The organism is Mesorhizobium sp. WSM4848, assembly GCF_055811375.1.
Genome location: NZ_JBVVPX010000001.1, coordinates 1 through 21,368 on the forward strand (window position 1 = coordinate 1; position 21,368 = coordinate 21,368).

At 59.0% G+C, this 21,368-nt stretch carries 18 protein-coding genes and 1 pseudogene; 8 read left to right on the forward strand and 11 right to left on the reverse strand.

Annotated features, from left to right (window positions below; genetic code table 11):
• The 4 genes from AC0L16_RS00005 to AC0L16_RS00020 form a co-directional block, all read left to right on the forward strand.
• Nucleotides 1-2,072, forward strand: a 2,072-nt coding sequence (locus tag AC0L16_RS00005; protein WP_473618349.1) for a LamG domain-containing protein, incomplete at its 5' end; no start/stop codon positions are given.
• 277 nt (nucleotides 2,073-2,349) lie between these two features.
• On the forward strand, nucleotides 2,350-3,630 hold the full coding sequence (locus AC0L16_RS00010; protein ID WP_473618350.1) for an O-antigen ligase family protein: 1,281 nt from the start codon (nucleotides 2,350-2,352) through the stop codon (nucleotides 3,628-3,630).
• On the forward strand, nucleotides 3,627-4,592 hold the full coding sequence (locus tag AC0L16_RS00015) for a glycosyltransferase family 2 protein (RefSeq protein WP_473618351.1): 966 nt from the start codon (nucleotides 3,627-3,629) through the stop codon (nucleotides 4,590-4,592). Before AC0L16_RS00010 ends, AC0L16_RS00015 begins: the two co-directional genes overlap by 4 nt.
• A gap of 273 nt (nucleotides 4,593-4,865) precedes the next feature.
• The gene (locus AC0L16_RS00020) at nucleotides 4,866-5,969 is read left to right on the forward strand and encodes a glycosyltransferase (RefSeq protein ID WP_473618352.1); all 1,104 of its coding nucleotides are present in this window, start codon (nucleotides 4,866-4,868) and stop codon (nucleotides 5,967-5,969) included.
• A 274-nt stretch (nucleotides 5,970-6,243) separates the two neighbouring features.
• Here AC0L16_RS00020 and AC0L16_RS00025 read toward each other — a convergent pair whose 3' ends face one another.
• The 3 genes and pseudogenes from AC0L16_RS00025 to AC0L16_RS00035 all read right to left on the reverse strand — a co-directional run.
• Nucleotides 6,244-8,112, reverse strand: coding sequence for a Wzz/FepE/Etk N-terminal domain-containing protein (locus AC0L16_RS00025; protein ID WP_473618353.1), 1,869 nt, complete (start codon nucleotides 8,110-8,112; stop codon nucleotides 6,244-6,246).
• 576 nt (nucleotides 8,113-8,688) lie between these two features.
• The gene (locus tag AC0L16_RS00030) at nucleotides 8,689-8,904 is read right to left on the reverse strand and encodes an exopolysaccharide production repressor protein (protein ID WP_473618354.1); all 216 of its coding nucleotides are present in this window, start codon (nucleotides 8,902-8,904) and stop codon (nucleotides 8,689-8,691) included.
• A gap of 479 nt (nucleotides 8,905-9,383) precedes the next feature.
• Nucleotides 9,384-9,514 (reverse strand): annotated as a pseudogene (locus tag AC0L16_RS00035) (molybdate ABC transporter permease subunit); the annotation flags it as partial.
• Between the two features lie 160 nt (nucleotides 9,515-9,674).
• Between AC0L16_RS00035 and AC0L16_RS00040 the strand changes: the two are divergent.
• Nucleotides 9,675-10,910, forward strand: a complete 1,236-nt coding sequence (locus tag AC0L16_RS00040; RefSeq protein ID WP_473618355.1) for a polysaccharide biosynthesis/export family protein — start codon at nucleotides 9,675-9,677, stop codon at nucleotides 10,908-10,910.
• 187 nt (nucleotides 10,911-11,097) lie between these two features.
• Here AC0L16_RS00040 and AC0L16_RS00045 read toward each other — a convergent pair whose 3' ends face one another.
• A complete protein-coding gene (locus AC0L16_RS00045; protein ID WP_473618356.1) occupies nucleotides 11,098-12,090 on the reverse strand; it encodes a glycosyltransferase family 2 protein in 993 nt (330 codons plus the stop codon).
• Nucleotides 12,091-12,371: 281 nt separating this feature from the next.
• Here AC0L16_RS00045 and AC0L16_RS00050 point away from each other — a divergent pair, with 281 nt between their 5' ends.
• Together AC0L16_RS00050 and AC0L16_RS00055 are read left to right on the forward strand one after the other, a co-directional pair.
• Nucleotides 12,372-12,620 (forward strand): hypothetical protein, encoded by a 249-nt coding sequence (locus AC0L16_RS00050; RefSeq protein ID WP_473618357.1) that lies wholly within the window; start codon nucleotides 12,372-12,374, stop codon nucleotides 12,618-12,620.
• 42 nt (nucleotides 12,621-12,662) lie between these two features.
• Complete coding sequence (locus AC0L16_RS00055) at nucleotides 12,663-13,337, forward strand: protein-L-isoaspartate(D-aspartate) O-methyltransferase (RefSeq protein ID WP_473618358.1); 675 nt, start codon at nucleotides 12,663-12,665, stop codon at nucleotides 13,335-13,337.
• Nucleotides 13,338-13,403: 66 nt separating this feature from the next.
• On the opposite strand, the gene AC0L16_RS00060 is transcribed toward AC0L16_RS00055, so the two are convergent.
• Nucleotides 13,404-14,030: a CDP-alcohol phosphatidyltransferase family protein gene (locus AC0L16_RS00060; RefSeq protein ID WP_473618359.1), complete on the reverse strand. Its 627-nt coding sequence runs from the start codon at nucleotides 14,028-14,030 to the stop codon at nucleotides 13,404-13,406.
• Between the two features lie 265 nt (nucleotides 14,031-14,295).
• On the opposite strand from AC0L16_RS00060, the gene AC0L16_RS00065 reads away from it, so the two are divergent.
• Complete coding sequence (locus AC0L16_RS00065) at nucleotides 14,296-14,769, forward strand: phosphatidylglycerophosphatase A family protein (RefSeq protein ID WP_473618360.1); 474 nt, start codon at nucleotides 14,296-14,298, stop codon at nucleotides 14,767-14,769.
• A 75-nt stretch (nucleotides 14,770-14,844) separates the two neighbouring features.
• Here AC0L16_RS00065 and AC0L16_RS00070 read toward each other — a convergent pair whose 3' ends face one another.
• From AC0L16_RS00070 to AC0L16_RS00095, 6 genes are read right to left on the reverse strand one after another with little or no spacing between them, the layout of a single operon-like run.
• Complete coding sequence (locus tag AC0L16_RS00070) at nucleotides 14,845-15,537, reverse strand: class II aldolase/adducin family protein (protein WP_473618361.1); 693 nt, start codon at nucleotides 15,535-15,537, stop codon at nucleotides 14,845-14,847.
• The gene (locus AC0L16_RS00075; protein WP_473618362.1) at nucleotides 15,534-17,009 is read right to left on the reverse strand and encodes an FGGY family carbohydrate kinase; all 1,476 of its coding nucleotides are present in this window, start codon (nucleotides 17,007-17,009) and stop codon (nucleotides 15,534-15,536) included. Before AC0L16_RS00075 ends, AC0L16_RS00070 begins: the two co-directional genes overlap by 4 nt.
• Before the next feature lie 4 nt (nucleotides 17,010-17,013).
• Nucleotides 17,014-17,862 (reverse strand): sugar phosphate isomerase/epimerase family protein, encoded by an 849-nt coding sequence (locus AC0L16_RS00080; RefSeq protein WP_473618363.1) that lies wholly within the window; start codon nucleotides 17,860-17,862, stop codon nucleotides 17,014-17,016.
• A gap of 5 nt (nucleotides 17,863-17,867) precedes the next feature.
• Complete coding sequence (locus tag AC0L16_RS00085) at nucleotides 17,868-18,863, reverse strand: ABC transporter permease (RefSeq protein ID WP_473618364.1); 996 nt, start codon at nucleotides 18,861-18,863, stop codon at nucleotides 17,868-17,870.
• Nucleotides 18,860-19,861, reverse strand: a complete 1,002-nt coding sequence (locus AC0L16_RS00090) for an ABC transporter permease (RefSeq protein ID WP_473618365.1) — start codon at nucleotides 19,859-19,861, stop codon at nucleotides 18,860-18,862. The genes AC0L16_RS00085 and AC0L16_RS00090 overlap by 4 nt, the downstream gene beginning before the upstream one ends.
• Nucleotides 19,854-21,368 (reverse strand): sugar ABC transporter ATP-binding protein, encoded by a 1,515-nt coding sequence (locus tag AC0L16_RS00095; RefSeq protein ID WP_473618366.1) that lies wholly within the window; start codon nucleotides 21,366-21,368, stop codon nucleotides 19,854-19,856. Before AC0L16_RS00095 ends, AC0L16_RS00090 begins: the two co-directional genes overlap by 8 nt.

Genomic DNA, 21,368 nt, shown 5'->3' on the forward strand with positions numbered 1-21,368 from the left:
ATTGGCACACGACAATGACCAACCGCCTTTCTCGCCGGGACCTGGCGCGGGCCGCATGCGCCGCCCTTGTGCTGGCGGCCGCCGGTCGCCCAGGACGGGATGCGCGCGCCGCCGGTCCGGCTCAAGGCTCGCAGCCGAAAGCTCACTCCTGGCATCCTGGTCTGTTCCCGGAAATGATTGTGAAATCCTGGTTTCAGGAGGATCTGGCCGAAGGCGAAGTCTCCTCGTGGAAATCGGGCGGCGTGAAGCCGGTGGCTGCGATGCAGGCCGAGCCCTCCCTGCGGCCGACAAAGCTTCCGAATAACGGCGGCGTTCTCTTCAAGAAGGGCACGAAACAGGCATTGACCTGGCCCGCCGATAACGATGCCCCGTATCTTCACCGCTGGTGGTTGGTGATCGCCCGGTGCAATTCGGCAGTCAACGCCGACGCGAATAACGTTTCCGTTCTTTGCGCCAATGGAGCGGAGGGTGGCTCGGTGCATCGCCAGCCGCGGGTCTGTTTCAAGCCCTCGGCCGGCACATTCGTTTCGCAGCTCCATGACGGCAAGCTCAAGAGCGAGGAAGGGCAGTGCTCGACCGATTTTGACGACTGGAATGTCATGGTCGGGTACCGCCGCGGATTCGTGATGCAGGCTGTGGTGAATGGGGTCAAGACGGCCGGCCAGACGGTTTATGCATTGACACCCAACCGGATGAAATCGCAGAGCTTCATGGGCGATGTGAACAATCCGATGAGGGCCGATGTCGCGATCGATTGCGTCATCATCGGGCAAAGCGAACTAAATGACTCGCAGATCGAGAAGCTGATGGGATGGGGCATGTGGCGCGCCGGCCGGCAAGCCGACCTGCCCGACGATCATCCCTATCGCCAGAGCCCTCCTTCAGCCCTGGATGCGAACGACAAACCCGCTCGTTATGAATTCGATTCGGCCTCGTGGGCGTCCTGGGCAGCCATCGGCAAAGAGCGGCGATATGCTCATCGTGGTGAGGCGGCGCGGCCGATCCGCGCTTACACAACAGTTTTTTTTGACGACTTCGAATCCAACTCGGTTGTCGATGATTCCAAAGGCGAGCAAAGCAGCATCTGGTATGCGCCGACCCATCTGACGACCGTTGGTGTTGACGCCGTTACCCCGCCGATCTCGGCGTCGCCCTCCTCCTATTTGCACGACGCCACCAGCCACACGCTGGCGCTCCGGCTCTTGCATAAGGGCCGTTGGAGAACAGGTGCGTTCTCTTCCGTGAACAACAATGGCCAGGGGCGGTGTTGGGGAAAGGGGATCTTTGAGATCCGCGCCAGACTGCCGAAGATACTCGCGCCCCGCCCGGGATTTTTTCCTGCTTTCTGGGCGTATGGGAAGGAGCAGCTATTCTGGCGGACGCGCAATCGTCTTGAGACGGACTTTTGGGAATATGACGGTCTCAACGGGGCCTATATCAACATCAGCCAGCACGTGCACAAACCCAGACTCGGCTATGCAGATCCACATATCACGCCACATGGCGTGCACCGGAAAATCGCCGGCTATCAAGTCGATCCATCGAATGGCTTTCCCGCGACGATCGACATATACGATGGCGAATTTCATACCTGGTACGCGCAGATCGAGGATGATTACACGTATTTCGTGATCGACGGCCATGAAGTAGCGCGCGTTCCGACGACACCGGAACTCGCAGCGAAAAAATACATCATGGTGGATTTCGCCTATGACGACAAAAAGGGTCGCGCTCAACCGAACCCGTCGCAGACGTATGACATGGTGATTGACTATATAAGGGTCCGGCAGACGGAAACGGATCTAGCCAGGGTCCCGACGGCCTTCAGCGCATTGCCGGCCTTCTCGGGCCAGACCTCACCGGGCCAGGCGCTGACCGTCGTACCGAACGTTATTGCGTCGCAAATAGAGTGTCTATGGTATCGTGACGGCGTTCCGATCGTGGGCGAAACCGGCACAAGCTATGAGCTCAGCTCGCGGGATGTCGGGCATAAGATTCGCTGCCATGTTCGCGCGGTCTCTGTGCTCGACCAGCCAGAAGCCTGGACCCCGGAGAGCGAGACCGTCGGCTAGAACGCATCGACTGCGCGACGCCAGCATGCGTCATCACTCTCGTCGGACTGCTGATGAGCTCTGCCACCAGTAAGCCTCCCCGCAGCCGAGGAGGGTGAGTTTTCCCAACAGGCGGAAACCTCTTCGATATGCGATGCCACAGCGGGCGGAACGATGAGGTCGTCGGTCTGGAGCAGGGTCAAGTGTTTCTCCACGGGCTGGCATTGATACATCCAACAAGTTCTGTTTCCGGGAAAGAGAACATGCTAAAAGAATATCGCGCCGCGAGGGGGCTGTGATGCGTTATCTCCTCACATTCGCGATACTGAGCCTCTTCCTGCCAATCAGGCTCGAGACGGATCTTGTATTGCTGCGTCCGTTCGAGCTGATCGCATTGCTGACGCTCTTGATTGGCCTGGCGACGGGGCGTTGGCGAAGATTGGCTTTTTCAGCCGGTTTTCTACTGCTCCTGCCCTTCTTGGGCTGGCACATGGTCTCGGCCCTCAGCGTGGACGCAGAGAACGGCCTGCGCGAGCTGTTGCAGATGTCCGCTGTGGGCGCCTTTGCGTTCGCCTTGGCACAGGAGGCCAGCCGGGTCGACACGCACAAGGCCGTCAACATCTTGCTTTTCGGCATGGTGCTGATCCTCGCCTATACGATCACCTGGCATGTCGCCCATGGCTACTTGGTCGGCTGGAAGCATCTGTTCGATCCGAAGCTCGCGTTCAGCTTCGTTCCAATTGCGCTCGCGGGGCTCCTCATGTTCTCCAATCGGGCCAAGCGGCGCACCCTTTGGCTTGCATGGGCAGGGATACTTCCCCTGCTCGTGCTATCTGGGGAACGCAAGGCATTATTGATCTATCTCTTTCTGACTGCTGCGCTACTGATGCGCGGACGGCTCGCTGCGATTGTACCGGCGATCGCCGTCGGCTTCGTGGGTCTTTTCGTGCTGGCGACCACAGTAGAAAACTCATATGTCGGAAACCAGTTGCAGACCATCCTCCATCCGCTGAGCATGGGTCAACACGAATACCTGGCGGCGACGGGGAAATATGCCCCTGGAGACACGCCGAGCAATGTCCAGCGCGCGTTTGCTTTCACTCTGTCCAGACAACTCATCTCCGAACATCCACTGATGGGCGTGGGTACGAACCAATTCAAGAATATTATCGAAACGGATTTCAGCGGACTTCCTGACGAGCTGCGGCTTGCGATCCATGGCGAGTTTCAACGTATCCTCACCGAGAACGGCATCATTGGGCTCAGCCTCTATGCACTCATATGGATTGCTGCATGGTTTCGCTTAAGCCGTACTCTAAGCTGGGCACTTTTCCACGGGTTGATCGGAGCGGCCCAGGCACGGCTTCTGCCCCTCGTGCTCCTTGTTCCTTGCGCCTTTTACGTTGGAACAGAAGCCTCCGGCACACGAGCTTTCGTCGCGCTGAGTCTTGTCTCGCTCCTGCCTGAATTGACGCGGCACGGGCTTTGCCTATCATTGCACAGGATGCGGAGGAGCCACCCCAGGAGCATGAGGCATCCTCGATTTCTCGCGAGCCCCTTGCCAGGAAACACGAGATGAGTGTTTCGGTTATCATGACATGCCACAATGAAGAACGCTTCATCGTGCAGGCGGTGGAAAGCGTGATTAATCAGACCGCGTCGAGCCACATCAAAGAGATCATCATTGTCAATGATGGCTCGAAGGACGGCTCGTCGGAAGTGATTGCATCGCTGGGTCGCAGGGAGCCGCGCGTACATGTCCTGACGACGGCGGGTATCGGGCTTTCATCGGCGAGGAATCTTGCCATCAGACATGCTGCCGGCGATCTTATTGCAATTCTCGACGGCGATGACTTCTGGGCCGAGGACAAGCTTGAGCGTCAATTAGCCGTCTTGGGCAATGGCTGCAAGGCAGGTCTTGTCTATGGCGATTTTGTCGATTTTTCCGCTCCGGATCTGTCCGATGCTCTACACATCGCCGTGCGCCGCTATCGCGCGGACCAATTTGATACGCTGCCGACATATTTTCTGCTTGATGGGCCTATTATTCCTTCCAGTATGGTTATGCGGCGCGAGATGGTCGAAGATATCGGGTTGTTCAACGAGGCATTCAGGACTGGAGAGGATACAGAGTTTTGTATGCGCGCAGCCGAGCGTTGGACATTTCAACATGTGGCCGAAGCACTCGTCTATAAACGGCGCCATGGCTCGAACATAACCCGCAGACTCGACGCGCTTCTGCCGGTAGCCGAACGCCTCACGCGAGAATGGGTCATGCGACGGCCGGAACTTACGCATCTCGCGCGTCGGCGCAACGGGCGTTTATACGCAAAGGCGGGCAATGATTGCGTGGCTCAAGGCGAAAAGAAACGCGGAGCGCGCTTGCTCATTCGCGCGATGTGGCACGATCCATTGTCATGGCGGGTGTACGTTTACTTTTTTCTTTGCGCCCTGCCGAGGGGCATGGATCCGCAGGTGCGCCGTGCAGCCAAGCTATTGTTCTACCGCGCCTTGCGCAAAGACTTTGCTGACGGCTCTTAAAGATGCTGGCCGAATGGCGAAAGGTCGAGCATCTCAGGCGGCAGCCCTGGAATCCTTCCGTAGCGATTATTCTGTACCGCGACACAGGACCATAACGGAGGTGAAATCAGAGCTCCGGGGCCGCCAAGTCTCTTAACACGGGTAAAAACTTGAGAGGTCTCCAGACCCCACCACTAGGCCTCACCACAAGCGCAGGAGAATTCCACACAAGATCTGGCGGTTAGTTGCGACAGTAAATACGAGTGCAAGAGAATCGGAGCGCTTCACTATCACATGCGAATTCTTTACTTCATCAACGGATTCGATCCCGGTGGCGCCGAGCATGGGCTACTCACCTTGCTGCAAGCAGGATTTTTCAGCGGCCACGAGTTGAAGATTCTCGCCTTTTGCCGTGGTCACGGGGCTCTTGCCGATGAAATCGCCGCAAAGATCGGAGAGCACAATCTTATCCTGACGTCGCAGAGTGAAGAGCCTTCCTTGCGCACCTTTGTCGGCACGTTCTTTGTAATGTTGCGCCTCATCCGGGAGTGGCGGCCGGATATGGTTGCGTTATCGCTCAAGCAGGCCAATCTCCTGGGACGGCTTGTTGCGATGTTTGCCCCTCGGCTGCACTGCGTTTCATTTGAACACACTACCCGCTACCGCTCCCGGCGCGCCGCAGGCATTTATGGCCCTGTGCTCAAGGCCCTGTCCTGGCGCGTTGACGAAATCTGGGCTGATTGCGAAAGTACGCTGCAGGAGACGCAAGCATACTTCCTGCCGCGCCGACGCCGCTCGCATATCGTGCCTTTGTTTTGCGCCGATGAGGCTTCCAGCCACAAGCGCGATTACGCGCTTCACACACCGTTGCGCCTTGCTGCTGCCGGACGGCTTATCGCGCTAAAGAACTTTCACCGCCTGATCGAGGCCATCCGAATGCTCCAAGACCGCGGCGTTTCTGCAAGCCTCGATCTGTACGGCGATGGGCCGGAACGGCAGGCGCTTTCACGGAAGGCGGATGAGCTCGGCATTGCAGATCGCGTGCATTTCCATGGCTATGTCGCGCGCTGGTCCGAGCTAGCCTGTGATCGTGACGTGTTCATCAACCTGTCCGATACGGAAGGGTTCTGCATCGTCGTCGCCGAGGCGATGCTTGCCGGCCTTCCGGTTATCGCGACCGACGTCGGCGGTATCCGGGATTACGGCAGGCATGGAGAGAATATGCTGAAGCTTACTGCTTCTTCAGCGGAGACGGCGGTGACGCAAGCATTGGTGTTGGCGGGCGATGAAACGCTCTGCAGGAGAATTGGAATGCAGGCGCGACAGGATACGCTGCAGGCCTATTCGCAGGGTGCTTTGCGGGTCCGCGCTACGGCGGTGTTGGGTGGCGGAATGTAAGGACCGGCAAAGGACTGGCGACCAGGATAGCCGGGCCAATCGCGAACTCTGACTGATCGGCATCCCACCTGTCCGACATGGTTCTCGACCTGGCCCGTTCTCCCAGTCCGATGCCAGCGTGCAGCCCACCAGCTGGAGGAAGCGACATGTATCGCCGGTCCTTGCCGACGAACACCATCTCCTGGTCTCGCGCGGATAGGCCCGGACGGAGCTTTTTTTGTCAAAGCCCCTCCTTGGGCTATCTGCTCAAGACAAAACAATGCCTGCTCCATAACTAGGCCTGGTAATACTGATGATAACGTTCACTGTAAAATTCGGCACTGCCGAACTTTTGGTACCGCTTGATTCTTTTGATATCGACCTTGTTGAGCAGAACGCCGATGCATTTATCCGCCAGGATCGGGTTGTTGTCGAGGATTTCGCGCACGAATTTACGAGCGGTCACACCCCATTCAACAACCAGAACAAGACCGTCGAGGTGCTGGACAAAGGACCTCACGTCCGCGACTGGAGCCAACGGGGGCAAATCAACCACGACGTAGTTGAACATAGGGCCCACCTTGAGCAGAAAGTCGCCCATTTTCTCGATAGGCTGCACGGTGTTTGCGAGCTTTTGTTGGCTCTGGTTCACGCCGGGCAGGAACCTCAATGGCAATGACTGATGGGCCAGCAAGTCTCTCGGATTGAGTTCTCCAGCCAACAAGTTGGCCAGGCCTCGTTCCCAGCCGTTGGCTAACATAGGGGACAAGCCAGGATTGTGGATATCGGCATCGATCAACAACGTCTTACAACGCTGCATAGCAAGAACCATCGCTAAATTAGCAGCGATCAGAGACTTCCCTTCTCCCGGGAGGCAAGAAACGATGCCGAGCGCCTTGGTGCTCTTCCTTGGTAACTCGACGTCAACAGCGACTTTCACAGTTCGCATCGCTTCAGCGAATTCAGAGCGCGGATGTTGTTCTACCCAGTTGAAAGCGCTGTTCCCCACCTCGATGAATGACGGCTCTCCGGCCGCACGATCGTGCTTGTTTCGGCGAATTGGCTTTCCGTCCAGTAATGGGATCATTCCGAGCGTCTGAAGTCCGAGCTCCTCGCGCACTTGAGCCGACGTGCGGAAAAAGCGCTCCCGGTACTCCCGAATTCCGCCCACACCGGCGCCAACCATGCCGGCGAGCACGACGCAGAACGCCAACGTAAGACTGCTGTTCGGAGAACTCGGGCTGCTGGGGGTTGGTGCCTCCGAGATAGTCCGCGCCTCCGTCAACGCCACCGAAAGGTTCTGCAGGCTCGCTTGGTACTGCTGCAGGACCTCTTCATATTGCGACTTGAGAGAGGATGCCTCAAGTTCGAGCTGGCGCAAGGTAACCAGCGTTTCCTTGGTCAGCGTATTGTCTGTTCGGAACCTGTGGATTGCGAGCTCGGCATCAACCGATCGCTTCCGCACCGTCTCGAGCTCTTCCGCCAGTGCGCCGCGAGCTCGGATAATCGACTCGTCTTTGGCTCCGACTTGGTCAGAAATATAGATTTCTGCATACTTACTGGCTATTTTTTGCGCCATTTCGGCGCTAGGCGACCGAAATTGGACTTCCAGAATGTAAGATTGCCCTACACGAGCTACCGTTATATTCGCAGCCAGAATGCCAAATGCCTGCCATCGAGGATCGGATCCTCGCGCGGCACTCGATTTCACCGACGCTCCGCTTGCTTCGGAACTGCCGATGAATGGCCACCGAGCGACCGATCCTGTGAGACTGTTGAGCAATGAATATGACGCTGACAAGAAAGCGCGATCGGTAGCAAGACCGAGGCTGTCAACGACCTTTAGCCCGATGCGGTCGGAAAGCAACAATTCGACCTGACTCAGCATCATCGGGTCAAGCTGTGTGGAGCTTCCGCTCTCTGTTAACTTCGTCACGACGGATGGCTGGTTCTTGTCGATCAGGATTCTAGCCGTCGACTCGTACAAGGGCACCTCGGCCCAGAGATACGCCAGCCCCAGCACAAGTCCTGCGAGCGCGCATGTAAGGACGAACCTCAACTGCCGTCGCGCTGCCGCCACGAGTGTTTCGAGATCAATCGTTCCCCACTGAGGATCGCCGAATGTGAAGGCAGAATCCGGGTGCTTTTCAACTTCGCGGAGCATAAGCCTTCAAACCCGTGGCATGAGACTGGCAGCGCATTAGTGACAAACACCATACCACATCATCTGGCTAAATGTCTGCAGATTCAATATCGACGCCCGCGGAGCACAGGGCACACCGCTCGGGGCGGGCATCAGCCCGCTCTTCGCCAACGGCGCAACTCCTAACCTCTGATGCAATAAAACCGAAACCTCACGAAGCCCATGCTCCGACTGCCGCAATTCCGCTGCATGTCGTAAGCTCCAATTGAAGGAAGAAATTGAGTCGTATTGCCAGATGGCAAAACATCTGAGCAAGAGATTCCGGGCTCCGGTTGAGCCTGTCTTGCGGGAACAGGGAGGTCGATTGGAATGGCTCGTCGATCACAGACGCGCGATAACAATCACCTCAAGGGTCCTGCGCGCATCTGGCGCCTCGCGGAAAGCCTCTCCGCTGCCCGAATGAGACAGGTTGCAGTCACATTTTGTTTCGTGGTGTGGGGTGTCATCTTGCTGATCGTCCTGCTCTAGCAGCCAGAGCCTATAAAGGCGGAGAGTAGCCCGCCTCACTAAGTGGCTCGGCAGTTGCTCCCTTTCGACTCATCGCGCGATGTGTGACTTCGGAGTCACCGATTCTTTGGAGACCGAGCGCCACATTAGCAGCATGACAGCGACAAAGTACCCAATCTGTATCAAGACCCCACAAATTAACGTTTGGATAAACGTGCCCCAGAGGGAGCCGGTGAGCAAATATATACTGATGGCGAATGCCAACAGTACTATGATAAGGCCTCGCAAAAAAAGCAAAAAGGACATCGCCGTCCCACTCGCAGCCGCTGACGTGACGCGCTCCTTGGCTATCCAGGCCTCAGCGCGTTAACCATCATAACATATCGGAACCGGTCAGAGCGACCGATATATTAGCATGTGCGAATAAAGACGCCCCAACCTGTGCCGGGACGCTTGCTTCCAGGCGACCAACTCCCGGCGGCCAAGAGAGGTTTGCCGCACGGACTGGCCATGCCATGCGATCTGGATTTAGGCAGAGGCTGAGTCGAGTTGTGTCGGCCAAGCTGAGCAAAATGGGATGGCTTCGACGTTGGTATGTCCGCCGCGCAGCTTCCGTGTTTAGCGGAGCGGCGGACATGGCGGCCAGCGCCTCAGGCGGCGGCCAATGCCGCTCAGGTCACCAGAACGCGACTGCCATCAGATAGCGCGCGACCGGCTGCACGCTGGCCGGCGGTGTCGCTTCCGATCGGCGACACGATGGTGACGTCGGCCATGGCGTTTGGGCTTCACGACTGCACCAGATTGACGACCAGGAGCATGGCGAACGATAGCAACAGCATGATCGCCGTGATCGCGGTGGGCGCCGGATAGTTGTATCCTTCCAGCCGGATGACGATCAAAGTGGCGCGATCTCGGAACATCGTCTGCCTTGTTGCCGTTGTTCAGAGCGTAAATTCGCCTCAAAAGAATGGCATTGGTCTGCGCCGATGTCATGCTCAAGCATTGCGGGGTGATCGCGAATGTTGAATAGATCGGTGCGCTGGATACGGGCAGGCAGCTGCGCTGCGCTCGCATGCATGTTTCTGTTGTTCGCAAACGCGAATCTGTCGAATGGCCTTGCCCTAGCAGAGGAGTACAATGCCGGCGAGTACCGTCTGCAGACTGGCGACGTGATCGGCTTCGCTGTCATAGGCTATCCCGAGATGCAAAAGCGAGCTGTGATCGACCAAAGCGGTGTAGTTGTGTTGCCGGTCCTAGGCCCCCTAAAAGTTCTCGGGAAGACAATAGAGGATGTTCGGAAGGAGGTAATTGATGTTTTAAAACCAAAATCCCTTCCGCAACGATCCACCGATGGCACTGAGACTTGGACTGGTTTTTATCCGGATCAGATTGTAGTTGATATTGAGGAATACCGACCCATCTATATTGACGGGGACATTGCCTCTCCTGGGACTCAGGCCTTCAGACCAGGAATGACTGTCCGACAAGCTGTGGCGACTAGCGGCGGCTACGGTCGCGGTGAGCTTCAAAACCCTGAAATGACAGCAGCGGACCTTGGCGGCCGCCTCCACATTCTGCGCATCAAGTACCAGGAAAGCGAAATCAAAGCTGCTCGCATAGAGGCGCAGCTGAGCGGCGCCAGAGCGATTGAGGTTCCGGACGCAGAACGTGACCCGAGCCTCGAACCTCGTCGCGACGAAGCTTTGCAGCAGGAGGGGAAGCATCTTGAAGCTGTCTATGCGGATCAGGAGAAGGAGCGCGCTTCAATTAAGTTGGCCGCAACCAAGGCGGCGGAACGAATGGGCTATCTGAAGGAGCAGCAGAAGGCGGATCAAGCGGGCGCAGCCGCAGATGCAGCGGAACTTGTTCGCCTCAAGAAGCTCTTCGAAAAAGGTCTGGTCCAGATCACTAGCGTCAACAATGCTCAACGCGCAGTGCTCTTGTCAGCGACCCGCGCTTTGCAAACCAGCGCTGAGATCGCTCGACTTGAACGCGACCAAGGGGATTTGCAGCGCAGTCTTGAAAAGTTTATCGACCAGGGTCGAATCGACCTGTTGGCTGACTTGCAGACTGAACGCGCGGCGATGAACCAAATGCGCGCTGAGATGGATTCATTGACCAAACAAATCGCCTACGTGATGCAGATGCGCAGCGACCTTGTAGGCGAAGGGGACCGAATTACGATCGGTGTAACCCGCTCCACTGACGGACGGGCAGCGACGACCGAGGCGACTGAAGATACTCTGCTTGCTCCGGGTGACACCATCACAATTACGCTGAAGGTCCCACCAGGAGCGGCGGTCGCGAATTAAACAATTAAATATTGTATAGAGGCGGCGCGTAATTGCACGTGTCCTATGGAAATGTGGTCGGGGCAAGATCGTTCTGGTGGCCGCTCAGGGTCCGGGCAATGACGTGACTGCCACGTGCGCCGCCAAAGCCTGGGATCAAGCATCTAGCTCAACAGCTCCGGCTCGGTACGCCCGATCAGGGACGCGCTCACCTCTCCAGATAAATCTTTCCATAAAGAGGCCGAGACTCGGCGTTTCGCATTCGTTTCACTCGAACCTTAATCCAGCGAGGAACCAGCCCCCGGCAGCAGACGTCGACCGTATGAGGCAGACGTGAAATGGCCGTGCGCGGCTCCAGGACAAAGAGCTTCTTCGACAGGTACCAGGCTGCGGAAGGCCGCCCTTGAACCAGAGCTCTCACGGCAAGCCCATTGACCGTGTCAAGCAGATGGGCATTGAGATCGCTCACAAATTGCGGATATTTCTCGCGAAACTCGGCTAGGACAATTTCATACGAACGAAACATCTGCATGACATCGCTCGACATGTTGCCGATCGTCCTCCGGTAACCCACAAGATGTTGGGGCACGACACGAAACTCGTAATTCTCCGCTATTCTGAGGCACATTAGAAGATCTTCGCAGCCTTGTGCGTTCCTCGCCCTCAGGGAAGGATCAAACTGTCCCGCCCGCTCGAATGCGGAGCGACGTACAAGCATCGAACTTCCGTTACCGACAAAGTTGTTTCTGCACATGCGTTGCAGCACGCGACCATCGGCATCGGGCTGTTGGAATGAAAATATCCGACCGTCCTCGTCGATCTCCGCAAACCAGCAATATGCCAGGCCAGCTGACGAGCCTCCTTCCTGCAGGACGCGCAGTTGCAGTGCGATTTTGGATGGAGCCCAAAGATCATCCGCGTCCACGAACGCTAAAAACTCCGCATCAGTGGCAGCGGCGCCGCTGTTGCGTGCGTGCGCAACACCCGCGTTCGGCTGCCTGAAAAGGCGTATACGCCGATCTTGCTCGGCATAGGTGGCCACGATTGACGCGGACCGGTCCGTCGACCCATCATCCACTACGACAATGTCCAGCGCCTGGTGGCTCTGCTGGCAGATGCTGGTCAGCGTCGGGAGAATGGTTCTCTCGGCATTGAACATGGGCACCACGACGCCTATCACAGTGGCATTGTGCTGGCTCATTTGCCTTCGTCTTCTCTCACGACGTGGTAAAATGGCACATCAGGGCCGGTAGTTCCATCAGATTTCACTACTTTAGCTTATGAGGATTCAACCGCGACGGCCGAGCGGCAAGGCGGAGGTCCCCGCCGAGTTCCACTCAGCACTCTTGGAAGCGATAAAGCAGCGGCCTCCAGACTTTAGCTGGATATTTAGGAACTCCGATTGGGTAGGTGCGTGAGGAACCTCCCGGACCGCCTGTCACGGCATTCCGCTGCCGAAGCCACGCAGCAGTCGCAGCATCGGTGAAACAGGCGTCCACTACTACAACGACAACGCCGGTCGAGATCGCCGGCTGCCCACGCATGCACGCGATTCAGCCGTTCATCGTTCAATCACCGCGATCCATGACATATCGTTATGGCGACATGGCACTGATCTCCAGGGCCGCCGACGATATCTATCAAGATGCAACGCCAAAATTACCTGCGGTCGCCGTGGGCCACCCGCAACTGGAAACGAAGCCGGGTGTTGCTGTGACGAACAGGATATAAGCCTGACTGGCAGCAAGCCTGGTTGAAGAAAGCCCGAAGGTCATGAAGCCAATGAAGGAAGAGCATCTCGCAGTGCTACGCAGGCACATGGTCGAGATGATTGCAATCCATACCGAACTTGCAAGCGAAGAGCTCGGCAAGGCGGCGCTCGATGAACGGGTGATGGCAGCGATGCAGCGGGTGCCGCGCCATCTGTTCGTGCCAAGCTCGGTCGCGCCTTATGCCTACCAGGACATGCCACTGCCGATCGGCTTCGACAAAACCGTCTCGCAGCCGTTCATCGTCGCGCTCATGACCGATCTCCTTGCTCTCCAACCGCACGAGGCGGTGCTCGAGATCGGCACCGGCCTGGGCTACCAAACCGCAATCCTCGCGGAACTCGCCGGGCACGTTTGGAGCGTCGAAATCATCGAGGAATTCGCAAGCCATGCCGAGGCTCTGCTGCAGGACCTCGGTCTATCCAATGTCAGCATTCGTGTCGGGGACGGGTCTCGCGGCTGGCCCGAGCACGCCCCATTCGACAAGATCCTGGTCAGCGTCGCGGCGGGGCGGGCGCCGCCGGCTTTGCTTGAGCAGCTCAAGCCAGGGGGCCGCCTGGTTCTGCCTGTGGGCCCTGAACAAGGGCAGTTGCTGACGGTCATCGATAAGGATTCGGCAGGACAACTGAAGACCCGCAAAATCATCCCGGTTCGGTTCAGCCGGCTCGAAACGGTCTAACGAGAGCGCGGACATCTGGCACGCAGGGAGCGCCGGGCCGCCTCATCCTTATGGGATTTCGCCGTCTCACAGCTGCTGCGCGTCCGCTCGTTTGAGCATCGCAAATGCGCGATTGATCCGTTGCAGCGCTGTGGCGTTGGCCACGAGTGCGTACAGCGCGAACCCGCCAGTCAGAATCCAGGGTGAAGCGGCGCCCATGGCGGTCGCCAATCCGTCGGCGACCAACAGCACGCAAATGAACACCAGGCGTTCCATCCGTTCGAAGAAATCCGGCCATGCGTGGTTTTCTATGGGGATTTCGATCGCCGTCCGCGCCTTGGCGTAGCTGGTGAGGAGCCCGCCGGCGAATGCGATCATGGCGATCGCCCACAGATCGGCGACCCAGCCTATTGCGACAAATACGGCGAATTCCTGATAACGATCGGCCATGGCGTCGAAATAGCCACCCGCCTTGGTGCTCATATGTCTGCGACGGGCAACGGCCCCGTCGAGCGCGTCGAAGGTGAAGGCAAACGCCAGGCAAAGGCCAAAGGCAAGGCTTGACTGGTGGTACACATAGGCGGCGCACGACAGGGCGACGAGCACCAGCCCGCCTGATGTAACCTGGTTCGGGGTCATGCCGATCCCGATCAGCGGAGAGGCGGCCTGCTCCCATAGCGGGTCGATACGGCGTTTCATGAGACCGGCGATCATGATGACTTGGCTCCTCTGATGATGTCGTTCCGCGAAGTTTAACCGGCAAATTGTGGGTTCGTTCCAGCCCGTCGGCGCCGATCGAGGTGGTCAGCGCAATGCCCGTTGTGTCCGCTGTCGCAAATCGACTGGCGGTCTAAAGCGCGTCGCGGCCTGACCGGGTCAGACCCGAGGGCATGCTTTTGCGCGACCGCATTGGCGGAAGTAACCGGATAGACTGATATAACGCATATCCGCAATTCACCAGGAAGCCGTTCGAAACGCCATGCGTAGATTTCTGCCTAGGTTTGCTTACCTGCTCGCGACCTCTGCCGGCGCAGGACTATCTCCGGTATGGCCGGGCACGGCCGGCGCGGGCGTCGGAGTGGCTGTTGCCGCGGTCCTGATACCTGCATCGCCTTGGCTGATCGTGCTCGCCTATGTGGCCTTATTCGCCGTGGGAGTATGGGCGTCGTCGCATATCGTCTCCCATACCAGGACGGAGGATCCGCAGATCGTCGTCATTGACGAGACCTTCGGCACCGCCGCAACGCTTTCCATGCTGCCGCCAGACCCGGTCTGGTGGGCAGCAGGTTTCCTTGCTTTCCGGTTTTTCGACGTCGTCAAGCCTTGGCCCATCGGCGTCGTGCATGAGAAGGTAAGAGGTGGACTCGGCATCATGCTGGACGACGCGGCTGCGGCCGTCTTCGCCGGCGCGTCGCTGTTTTTGCTGAACGATTTGATTCACCGTTTGCCGTAAGGAAGACATCTCAGTCTTCACCTGCCACCCAGCGCGAAACCAAACCTCTCTTCACTAAAAGCTGCCGGAGCAGCGCTAGACCGCAGCGTCGCGCGGCCGTGCCAAATCGTTCGTTCCCTCCGGATCCGGCGCTTGGCCATAGCTCATCTTCTTCATCTGCTCGATCACCCGCGCCATCTCCTCGTCGGAAAGGACCGGCGGCTCGCCAAGGCTAAGCGCCTGGACATACATGCGCGACAGGGTTTCGACCTCGTTCGCCAGCCACAACGCCGCTTCCATGGTCTTGCCGAGCGAAATCTGGCCGTGCTGGCCGAGCAGGCAGGCGAGGCGATCCTTGAGTGCAACCAACGCATTGTCGGACAAGGCCTGCGTGCCAAAGGTCGCGTAGCCCGCGCAGCGGATGGTGGTGCCGCCCGCCACTCCTGTCATATAGTGGAAGCTCGGGATCGTCTTATGATGGCAGGCCAGCGTCGTGGCGTAGAGCGAGTGACAATGCAGTACGACGTTGATCTCCTGCCGCTCTCTCAAAATGTCACGGTGGAAGCGCCACTCCGAGGAGGGCCGTCGGCCGACATAGGTGCCGTCAAAGTCCATCTCGACGATGTCTTCGGGCGTCATTGTGTCGTAGGACAGCGACGAGGGCGTGATCAGGAAACCGTCGCCGCAGCGCACCGACAAGTTGCCGGCATTGCCCTGGTTGATACCGCTGGAGTTCATCCGGCGGCAAACATCCACCATCTCGCGGCGCAGAGCGCTGTCATCAGTCATCGATCGTTCCTTTTGCTGGTCTTGGCCCGTTGCAAGTTGTTTCGCTTCGCCAGTTCGCGCCACCGCCGTGCATAGGCTGCGAGCGTCTCACGATCGCCGGCAAAGACAGTCGGCAGGCTGAGCGCGATCGGAGCCGGCGTGTCACGAGTTTCATGTTCGCCAAGCAACGCCGCACCCGAAGCGGTACCATAGGAGTCGAGGTTGTAGACCGTTTCGGCGTTTGGCCGCAGCGCGGCAACCAGCGTGGCGTAGAGCGGATCCCTCAGGAAGGTGCCATCCAATGCAACCAGCCCATTTTCGTTCAGCGCATCGATACATTCCACCGTCAGCAGCGCGGCGTAGAGCACTGCGAGCGCCTTGCGCTCAGCAGGGGTTTCTGCAGGCGGCCCTTCAAACCGGCCGCGCACAGCGCTGCCCGGAAACAGGCCGTCATCGTCGCCGAACGACGGCAATGCGAAAGTGCCGCGCTCAATCAGCAAGCTGACCAGCGCAGCGTCGGCCGCAGTTCCTTCTTGCCCCCGCCCTGCCACCCCCTGCCCTGCCACATGACTGAACTCTCGTCCGCCCATGGTCAAAACGCCGCCGACCGGGCGTCCTGTCACGTCGCTGTTCAGCACCATTCCGCGATTTTCATCGAGTTGGTCGAGAGGTGTCGCCGCGCACATTCCGACAATCCAGGTTCCGGTAGAGATCACGCAGGCGTCGCGCATGCCTGCCGCCTGGTAGCGGTAGAGGTTCAGGCTGCTGTCGTGGCCGCCTGTCAGGACGGACAGGTTTTCCGGTATGCTGTGCCGGCGCGCCAGATCGTGCCGGATCGGCCCCAGCGTCTGCCAGGCCGGATGGAATGGTGGCATGAGGCGCTGCCATCCCTGCCCCGCCACAATGGGCGCCCACTGCTTGCGCACATTGTTCCATAGATGTGATTGCGCAGAGAGGATCGACGTTTCGGCCGATGGCACGCCTGACAGCCGCCAGGCCCAATATTGCGGCAAGCCCAGATACCAGCGAGCCCGAGCGACGCGCTCCGGATCAACCTGCTGCATCCAGTACAGCTGGCGCGCCTGGTGGGCGGCCTTCAGCATGATCGCGCTGCCGCGATCGAAGAAATCGCCCGAAAGCGGCGCGTAGCCATCGCGAATTGCAGGCGGCAGGTCCTGCTCATAATCAATCATCGGCAGGGCGCAAGTCTCGTCGGGATCTGCGTTCACCAGAACACCCGCAGAGCCATGTCCAGTGCCGACCACTTTTTCCAGCGGATGATGACGGCACAAAGTGGCGAGCGAGCCGAACAGCCAGTCGCTAATGCCGTTGAGATCGTGATGCCGCCAAGGTGGACCGGGCCGCACTTCGTTGTGGACAGAGAGGCTCTCCGCGAGCACGCCGTCGAGCGTCATCGCGGAGAGTTTTATGTTGGTCTTGCCGACGTCGAAGACGGCGATCCTTGCGCCGTCCGCCTTCTGCCCGTCATCCATCGTGTCAGATCAGACCGTATTGGCGAGCCTTGTTGCGCAGGAACGGCAAGCCATTGCCCATCACTTCGGCCTCGTCCTTGGCGACTGGCCGCCAGACCGAGAGACCGTAGGAGACTTCCGGCGGCATGTTGATGAAGCTTTCCATGGCCAGTCCGCCCTTGAAATCGATCGCCGCCAGCGTCGCGCAGATCTCGTCCCAAGGGCAGTTGCCGGTGCCCGGTGTGCCGCGATCACTCTCAGACAAGTGGATGTACTTCAGGTGGTCGCGGGCGGCCAGAATGCCGTTGGCGGCCCCCTTCTCCTCGATGTTCATATGGTAGGTGTCGAGATGAACAAAGATGTTGTCGGCCCCGACCTTCTCGACCATCCAGACGGCCTGCGCGCCGGTATTGATCAAATGGTTCTCGTAGCGGTTCACCGCCTCGATTCCGAGCTCGATGCCGCGCTTCTTGGCGTGCTTGGCGGCGACGGTCAGCACATGGGCGATGTTGTCGTATTCCTTTTCGGTCGGTGGCAAGCCGGTGCGTTCGCCGATGCCGCCGAAAATCACGCCTGAAAGCGCCAGCGCGCCCATTTCCGCGGTCTTGTCGATCGCCACTTCGAGATGTTCGATGGCGGCATCCGGCCGCACCGAGGCCCAGGCGCGCTCCGGCAGGCCAAGCGAGCAAACGGCAGGAAGATTGTGCTTTTCGAGCAAGGCGCGTGTGTGCGCGGCATCGACCGCCGGCGCGTTCAGAAGCGCGATCTCGATAAAGTCCATCCCGTATTTGACGGAAGCCGCGATCGCCTTCTCCGCGCCGGCCCGGTCCCAGTTCATCGTCCACATCGAGGTGTGGACCCCAAAACCATGCATCTAACTCATCCTCTGTTTGTGTTCAGGAATTTGAGGCGCCCGGCAAGCCAGCGCAGGATCATCACCGTGATCATCAGGATGCCCCAGACTGCCGTCGCAAGATGCTGGCTTGCGCCCATCAGATTGAGCCCGGAGGACAGAAGCTGGAGCACGACCAGCGCAACGAAGACCGGGATCACCCGACCGAAGCCGCCGAACGGATTGACGCCGCCGAGGAAGCAGGCAAGCACGGTGATCAGCAGGTAAGACTCGCCGTGGCCGACACGCACCGAATTGAAGCGCGCCAGCATGATGATGCCGGCGACCGCGCACATCGCACCGGACAATGTGTAGACGAGAACCTGCACCTTGCGCGTATTGATACCGGAATAGCGCGTGGCCTCGATATTGGAGCCGATCATGTAGGTGTTGAAGCCTAGCTTCATGCGCGTCAGCAAGACATGCCAGATCAGCACGCAAGCGATGAAGATGAGCAACGGTACCGGGATGCCAAAGATCGAACCGTAGCCGATCGCCGCGAAGAAGCCGGGAATGCCGGACACGTCGCCGCCGCGCGTCAGGAATTCGCCGAGACCGCGCAGGAAGATCATCATCGACAGCGAGACCAGGATCGGGTGAGCCTTGGTGTAGGCGATGACGAGCCCCATGATCAGCCCACTCAGTGCTCCGACCGCGATGGCAAGGACCGAGCCAAGGACAAAGGCGCCGATGCCTGCGTCGACGCCTCCCTGGCTTTGCAGTACCCAAGCCAATGTCAGGCCGGCCATGTTGGCCGTGAAGGTGATGGCCAGGTTCAAGCCGCCGGTCAGGATCGGCAGCAGCATGGCAAGCGTGAGGAGGCCGAGTTCCGGCAGCTGGAAGGCGACCGATCCAAAGGTGGCACGGGAAAAGAAGTTCGGCGCGGCAAAGCCGAACACGACCATGACCGCTACGAACGCGGCGAGCGGACCTGCCAGTTCGGGGCCGAGCGCGTTGCGGGCGCGTTCAATCAAAACCGTCATGAAGGCACCCGCCGGCTTTTCAGGAACGGCAGCAGGCGTTCGATGCTGGTGTTCGACAGGGTGATGGCGGCAAGAATAATGGCGCCGACGATCATCTTGAACGCGAAAGGCGATACACCCATCAAATTGAGTCCGTTTTGGGTGATCGAGACCAACAGAACGCCCAGAATGCAGCCGAGCACGCTGCCTTTGCCGCCGCCGAGCCGCGCACCGCCAAGGACTACGGCTGCCAGGACGTCGAGTTCGCGCCCATAAAGGGCGTTCGGCACGACTTCCTGTGCGTAATGCGCTTGGACGAGACTGGCGATGCCCGCCATCAGGCCCAGCCAGCCGAAGGCGATAAATTGCATGGCGCCAATATTGATGCCGAAGCGGCGCGCGCCCTCCGGATTGTCGCCAAATGCGTAGAGCTGGCGCCCAGTGGTGGTGCGCGTGATCAACGTCCAGGTAGCGAACACGCAGACGGCCATAATGAGCACAGGTAGGGTGATTTCCGCCCAGCTGCCGTCAGCCATCTCTCGCTCGAACAGCACGACACGGTTGGTGAGCCAGTCCGGAAGATTGTAGATCGACACGCCGCCTGTGAAGAACATCAGCAAGCCGAAGAAAATGTTGAAAGTCGAAATCGTGGCGACGATCGAAATGATTCTGAACCCGTGGACCAGGAAGGCGTTGATGCAGCCCAACGCGACGCCCAATGCGCCAGCGATGATGACGCCGATAATCCAATTGCCGCCGCCGACCCAGCCGAGGACGGTCGCCGTCAGATATTGCACAACGGAGGCAGCAACCGCGAAGGAAATGTCAATGCCGCCGGCGACCAGCACGACGAGCAGGCCGACGGCGAAAATGATGTTGACCGAGCTGGTGTTCAGAAGGTCAAACGCGTTGCCGAGGGTGAAGAACCGGTCTGTCGCGAACGAAAGAAAGACGCAGATGACTGCGATAACGGCGAGCAAAGCCAGTTCCGTTGCGTGGGAGCGGACAAACCTACGCATAGACCGCCTCCTCGATCGCCTGGAGGGTCGTAGTGCCCGGCGTAAATTCGCCGACAATGCGCCCCTGAGCCATGTGCAGCACACGGTCCGCATTGAAATAGACTTCAGGCACCTCGTCCGAGATCAGGATAATGGCCAGGCCGCTGTCCGCCAGCTTGGAAACGATGTCGAAAATGCCGGCGCGCGCGCCGACATCGACGCCGACCGTCGGTGCGTCGAGGATAAGCAGCTTCGGGTCGGTCGCCAGCCATTTTGCAATGGCGACACGTTGCTGATTTCCCCCTGACAGGGTCGAGATCGCGTCGTCCTGCTTTCCGATCCTGACCCCGAGATCCCTTATCCAGCGATTGACCAGAGATCGCTTGCGATCGCTCGAAATGAAACCGCCTGAAAGGATCTTGTCCAGCGAGGCGATGACCATGTTGTCGGCGATTGCCTGGGGCTGAATGAGACCGAGCGACAGCCGGTCTTCCGAAAGATAGGCGACGCCGGCGGCGATCGCGTCACGGTTGGATCCGAAGCGAACGGGTTTGCCATCCAGGACGACAGAGCCCGATTTCGGCTTGCGCATGCCAAACAATGTCAGCGCCAATTCGGTGCGCCCTGACCCGAGCAACCCGGTGATGCCGAGCGTCTCGCCGCGCCGGACCGTCAAGGACACGTCGTCGAATTCGCCGGGCCGCGACAGTCCCTTGACCTCAAGCATGACCGGGCTCGTGCTCAAATCGCGGTGCAGGACGGAATAATCGAAGGTCTTGCCGGTCATCAGCTCGGTGATGCGCGACTGGGTCAGGCCTTTGGTTGGATAGACGCCAACCAGGGCGCCGTCGCGCAGCACGGTGACGCGGCTGGAGATTTCAAGAACCTCCGCCAGTCGATGACTGACGAACACAACGGCGACGCCCGCCGCCGACAGATTGCGCACAATGTCCAGCAGATAGTCGGTTTCGGATTGGGTGAGCGACGCCGTCGGCTCGTCCATGAAGACGAGCTTTGCCTCGCCGACGAGGGCGCGCGCGATTGCTACGATCTGCCGTTGCGCGATGGGAAAGTGGTGGAGTGCCAGATCGACATCGAAGGTAACACCAAGACGTTGCAAGGCGTTGATCGCGACACGGCGCATCTCGGCATAGTTCACCAGCCGCGGCCAGCGGCCGATGACGGTCTGGAACGCGATATTCTCGGCGACAGTCATCTCGGGAAACAGGGCGAGGTCCTGCCAGATGACCTGAATTCCGCTGGCCTGCGCCGTAACCGGCGACATATGGGAGTAGTTCTGGCCATCATAGTCGATCACGGCGCCCGCCTCGGGCTTGTACACGCCCGTAATGACCTTGATCAGCGTGCTCTTGCCGGAGCCGTTCTCGCCGGCAAGACAATGGACCTCGCCCGGCAGCACCTCAAAACTGACATTCTTCAGCGCCTTCACGCCGCCGAACGTCATATTGACGTTGCGGAGCGACAGCAGCGGCCGTGATGCGGCGCCATCGAGTGCCTGATCAGCCAT

Coding starts and splice junctions, on each gene's coding strand:
- AC0L16_RS00010 (WP_473618350.1), top strand. CDS start 2,350: ATGCGTTATCTCCTCACATTCGCGATACTGAGCCTCTTCCTGCCAATC.
- AC0L16_RS00015 (WP_473618351.1), top strand. CDS start 3,627: ATGAGTGTTTCGGTTATCATGACATGCCACAATGAAGAACGCTTCATC.
- AC0L16_RS00020 (WP_473618352.1), top strand. CDS start 4,866: ATGCGAATTCTTTACTTCATCAACGGATTCGATCCCGGTGGCGCCGAG.
- AC0L16_RS00025 (WP_473618353.1), bottom strand. CDS start 8,112: ATGCTCCGCGAAGTTGAAAAGCACCCGGATTCTGCCTTCACATTCGGC.
- AC0L16_RS00030 (WP_473618354.1), bottom strand. CDS start 8,904: ATGTCCTTTTTGCTTTTTTTGCGAGGCCTTATCATAGTACTGTTGGCA.
- AC0L16_RS00040 (WP_473618355.1), top strand. CDS start 9,675: ATGTTTCTGTTGTTCGCAAACGCGAATCTGTCGAATGGCCTTGCCCTA.
- AC0L16_RS00045 (WP_473618356.1), bottom strand. CDS start 12,090: ATGAGCCAGCACAATGCCACTGTGATAGGCGTCGTGGTGCCCATGTTC.
- AC0L16_RS00055 (WP_473618358.1), top strand. CDS start 12,663: ATGAAGCCAATGAAGGAAGAGCATCTCGCAGTGCTACGCAGGCACATG.
- AC0L16_RS00060 (WP_473618359.1), bottom strand. CDS start 14,030: ATGATCGCCGGTCTCATGAAACGCCGTATCGACCCGCTATGGGAGCAG.
- AC0L16_RS00065 (WP_473618360.1), top strand. CDS start 14,296: ATGCGTAGATTTCTGCCTAGGTTTGCTTACCTGCTCGCGACCTCTGCC.
- AC0L16_RS00070 (WP_473618361.1), bottom strand. CDS start 15,537: ATGACTGATGACAGCGCTCTGCGCCGCGAGATGGTGGATGTTTGCCGC.
- AC0L16_RS00075 (WP_473618362.1), bottom strand. CDS start 17,009: ATGGATGACGGGCAGAAGGCGGACGGCGCAAGGATCGCCGTCTTCGAC.
- AC0L16_RS00080 (WP_473618363.1), bottom strand. CDS start 17,862: ATGCATGGTTTTGGGGTCCACACCTCGATGTGGACGATGAACTGGGAC.
- AC0L16_RS00085 (WP_473618364.1), bottom strand. CDS start 18,863: ATGACGGTTTTGATTGAACGCGCCCGCAACGCGCTCGGCCCCGAACTG.
- AC0L16_RS00090 (WP_473618365.1), bottom strand. CDS start 19,861: ATGCGTAGGTTTGTCCGCTCCCACGCAACGGAACTGGCTTTGCTCGCC.
- AC0L16_RS00095 (WP_473618366.1), bottom strand. CDS start 21,368: ATGGCTGATCAGGCACTCGATGGCGCCGCATCACGGCCGCTGCTGTCG.